Genomic DNA, 4,084 nt, shown 5'->3' with positions numbered 1-4,084 from the left:
CCAGCCCCGGCGCGCGAATGCCGCGCGTCGCGTGCAGCCCGTCGGGCTCGACGGTGACCGTGCGGACCGCGTCCCGGGGGAAGGAGAAGTCGCCCCGCAGCGCCCAGAGCTTCTCGGCGGCGGTCAGCCGCACCCGGATTCGGTCGTTGTCGACGACGATGGTGGCCATCACCGGCTCCTCGGGGTCGCTATAATCTCAACACCGAGAACGTTATCACCGCTGAGAACGAAAGTGGGACCCGTGTGGCGCTCGACACCGCTGAGCTGCTCCTGCACCCGGTCCGGCTGCGCATCATCCAGGCGTTCCTGGGTGGTCGTACGCTGACCACCGCCCACCTGCGCGTCGAACTCGCCGACGTCCCGCCGGCGACGCTGTACCGGCAGATCGCCACGCTGGCCGAGCACGGTGTGCTGCACACGGCGGAGGAACGCCGGATCCGCGGCGCGGTCGAACGGCGTTACCGGCTGGATCCGGGGGCCGCTTCGGTCGATGCGACGGCGGCCCGGTCGATGAGCTCCGAGCAGCATCGCCGCGGCTTCCTCACCTTCGTCGCGGGTGTGCTCGCCGACTTCGACCGGTACCTCGACAGCGGCGGCGGTGACCTCGGCCGCGACCTGGCCGGCTATCGGCAGAACGCCTTCCACGCCACGGACGCGGAAGCGATCGAGTTCATCACCCGGCTCCAAGCCCTGTTCGCCGAGTACGCGGCCCTCGGCCCCGGCCCCGACCGGACTCGCCGGCTGCTCACCACCGTGCTGCTTCCGGCCCCCGAGGCCACGACGAATCAGGACGAACCGCCGGACCGGCGGTGACCTCCGACGATGTCGACCACCGCGGCGGCGAGCGCCACCGCGATGATTCCGGTGGCCAACAGCAGCGAGTGCCGGAAGGCGGCGGACCAGTCGCCCCGGGTACTGCCCAGCGTCGAGAAGAACAGCGCGCCGACGCCCGCGATCCCGGCGGCCGATCCGATCCGCTGTCCCGTCTGCAGCATGCCCGCCCCGCTGCCGGCCTGCGGCACCGGCACCTCGTCAAGGGTCAGGGTCTGGTTCGGCGCGATGACCAGCCCGCTGCCGATGCCGGCGACCAGCAGCGGTAGCGCGGTCCGCAGCGGCACCGAGCCGTGCGGCGAGCCGCGTAGCACCAGGTCCGTGGCGACCAGCCCGATCCCGACCACGAGCAGCCCGATGGCCACCAGCGGCCGGCCGTACCGGGTGACCACCCGGCCGCCCACCGCCGAGGCGGCCGCCGCGCCGAGCGCGAACGGGGTGATCGCCAGACCGGCGATGAGCGCGCTGTAGCCCAGCCCGATCTGCAGGTAGAGCGTGAAGATGAAGAAGATCGCCGTGAAGCCGGCGAAGTAGACCAGGCCGATCAACGTGCCCAGGGTGTACGACCGCAGCCCGAACAGCCGCAGGTCGAACAGGGGCTGCTGGTGGTGGGCGTAGCGTCGCTCCCAGAGCCCGAAGCCCAGCAGGAAAAGCAGGCCCGCCGGGATCAGCAACCACTTCTGCCAGCCGGGCCACTGCTGCCGCTGCACCAGCGGTAGCAGCACCATGGTCACCCCGACGCCGAGCAGCAGCACCCCGAGCGGGTCGAGCCGGTGCCGGTCCGGCTGGCCGGTGGGACGGGACGGCAGGAGCCGCCAGCCCAGCAGCACGGCGACGATGCCGACCGGGATGTTCACGAAGAACACCCACCGCCAGCCGTGCTGCTCGCCGCCGAGTTGGATGAGCAGCCCGCCGAGCAGTGGGCCGACCGCAGTGGAGATGCCGATGGTGGCGCCGAGCAGCCCGAACGCCCGACCCCGCTCGGCGCCCCGGAACAGTTGCTGGATCATGCCGGCGACCTGGGGGTTGACCACGCCGGCCGCGGCGCCCTGGACGAGCCGGGCGGCGATCAGCCACTCCGGCGAGCGGGCCAGTCCCGCCAGCGCGCTGGTCAGCGTGAACAGCGCCACGCCGACCACGAACGCGGTCCGCCGCCCGCGGGCGTCGCCGAACCGTCCCGCCGGCACCAGCACCAGGCCGAAGGTGAGCGCGTACCCGGACAGCACCCACTGCAGGTCGCTGGGGGTGGCGTGGAGCGCCCGGTCGATGGAGGGGACCGCGACGTTGACGATGCTCACGTCCAACAGGGTCATGAACGCCGCGACCAGGCCGACGCCGAGTGCCTGCCAACGCCGCCGGTCGTCGTACCCGGCGGTGTCCGCCGGCGCCGACGACCGGTCCGCGCTCATGGTGCCCCCTGTAGACCGTCGATCACGCATCCCCGATCGCTACCCGGCCCCTGCGGGGGCAAACGGCGGGGATCACGCCATCTGGCGGGCGCACCACCGCGGGCCGAAGTCCAGCCCCGACATCGGGGAGTCCTCCCGGTGCAGCAGCCCCCGCTCGGTGAGCAGGTGCAGCGGCTCCCGCAGCTCCTCCTCGGTCAGCCCGGCCTCCTGGGCGATCAGGTCAGGGTAGGGGACGTGTCCCCGTACCTCCAGCGCCGCCACCGCCTGGTACACCCGTTGCTCGACCTCAGACAGCTGTACCTGCGCCATTGCTTTCCTCCTCGGCGTGACCCGCCCGACCGGCGGGCGGTCTGCGTCCGGCGCTTACCCCTCCGGCCTCCGATGATGCCCACCCGATCGGGGTCTTCGCCGGGCGCGTGGCGGCGCGTGGCCTAGGCTGCACCGGTGATCATCTGGGATCTCGTCGTCGTCGGCGGTGGGCCCGCCGGCCTCTCCGCCGCCCATGCCGCGGCCAGTTCCGGCGTCCGGACGCTGGTGGTCGAGCGGGCCACCCATCCCCGCTACAAGACCTGCGGTGGCGGCCTGATCGGGGTGTCCCTGGCCGAGGTCGCCGACCGGATCGACGTGCCCGCCCACGACCGCGTCGACCGGGTCACGATCACCCGGGACGGGCGACGCGAGTTCACCCGCCGGCACTCCGGACCGATCCTGGCCATGGTCCGCCGCGAGGAGTTCGACGACCGCCTCCGGGCGGCGGCGGTCGCCGCCGGGGCCGAGGTCCGCGAGGGCGTCGCGGTCCGGGCCGTCGAGCAGGACCCCGACGAGGTACGCCTGCGGCTCGCCGACGGCGAGGTGATCCGTGCCCGCGCCGTGATCGGCGCCGACGGCTCCTCCGGCATCACCGCCCGGCACGTCGGGGTGACCTTCCGCCAGGTCGACCTGGGCCTGGAGGTGGAACTGCCGGTCCCGCCCGCCGAACAGGAGCGCTGGCGCGGCCGGCTGCTGCTGGACTGGGGCCCGGTCCCCGGGTCGTACGCCTGGGTCTTCCCGAAGGGGGACCGGCTCACCGTCGGCGTCATCGCCACCCGGGGCGAGGGCGAGCGCACCCGCGCCTACCTGCGCGACTTCGTGGCCCGGCTCGGCCTGTCCGGGGTGACGCCCGAGCACGACTCGGGTCACCTGACTCGCTGCCGGGCGGCGGACTCGCCGCTGCGCCGCGACCGGGTGCTGGTCGCGGGCGACGCGGCGGGCCTGCTCGAGCCGTGGAGCCGGGAGGGAATCAGCTACGCGCTGCGTTCCGGCCGGCTGGCCGGCGAGGCGGTGGCCGCCGGCGACCTGGCCGGGTACGCGCGGGAAGTGCACCGGCTGCTGGTGCCCGAGATGCGGGCCGGGCACCGACTCCTGGAGGTCTTCGAACGGCGGCCGGAGGTCTTCCACGGGCTGCTCGCGACCCCACCGGGCTGGCGGATGTTCGTGCGCTTCTGCCTGGGGCATGCGAGCTTCGCCGAGACCCTCGCCCGACGCCCGGTCCGGGCCGGCCTCGCCCTGCTGGACCGGCTGCCGACGCGGGGCGGGGCGGCGGGGACCGTTCGTTAGCTGCCGGCCGTTCCGCAGCGTCTCTAATTAGCTAAGCGATCCTGAGTCGGAGGGTGTTTCCGGGATCGTTTCCCACCTGGGTGGGGTCGCGTGGGCGTGGAGGTGGAATCCTGCGCCCAGTGCGGCTCCGCGTGGCCGGTGGCCGGCGGTGGATGTGCTGATCGTGTTCACGTCCTGGTGCCGGTGGGCTGCGCGGGGCAGCCTGGGCCGGTCCGTTGGTGCGTGTCCCTCCGGACGCTTGCCCGCCC

At 73.4% G+C, this 4,084-nt stretch carries 4 protein-coding genes; 2 read left to right on the top strand and 2 right to left on the bottom strand.

Going from position 1 to position 4,084, the window contains the following annotated elements; translation table 11 throughout:
* Positions 1–243 precede the first annotated feature (243 nt).
* Positions 244–813, top strand: a complete 570-nt coding sequence (locus tag ACWEVO_RS31800) for a helix-turn-helix domain-containing protein (RefSeq protein ID WP_452311153.1) — start codon at positions 244–246, stop codon at positions 811–813.
* Here the strand turns inward: ACWEVO_RS31800 and ACWEVO_RS31795 are convergent.
* Together ACWEVO_RS31795 and ACWEVO_RS31790 are read right to left on the bottom strand one after the other, a co-directional pair.
* Entirely contained in the window at positions 786–2,240 is a 1,455-nt protein-coding gene (locus ACWEVO_RS31795) for an MFS transporter (RefSeq protein ID WP_452311152.1), read from the bottom strand. The genes ACWEVO_RS31800 and ACWEVO_RS31795 overlap by 28 nt on opposite strands.
* A gap of 72 nt (positions 2,241–2,312) precedes the next feature.
* Entirely contained in the window at positions 2,313–2,549 is a 237-nt protein-coding gene (locus ACWEVO_RS31790; RefSeq protein WP_452311151.1) for a hypothetical protein, read from the bottom strand.
* Positions 2,550–2,684: 135 nt separating this feature from the next.
* Between ACWEVO_RS31790 and ACWEVO_RS31785 the strand changes: the two genes are divergently transcribed.
* Positions 2,685–3,836 (top strand): geranylgeranyl reductase family protein, encoded by a 1,152-nt coding sequence (locus ACWEVO_RS31785; protein ID WP_452311150.1) that lies wholly within the window; start codon positions 2,685–2,687, stop codon positions 3,834–3,836.
* Positions 3,837–4,084: the final 248 nt, after the last annotated feature.

This window comes from Micromonospora sp. NPDC003776 (assembly GCF_053605645.1).
The sequence above is the reverse complement of the archived record's forward strand: the minus strand, read 5'-3'. Positions and strand labels throughout refer to the sequence as shown.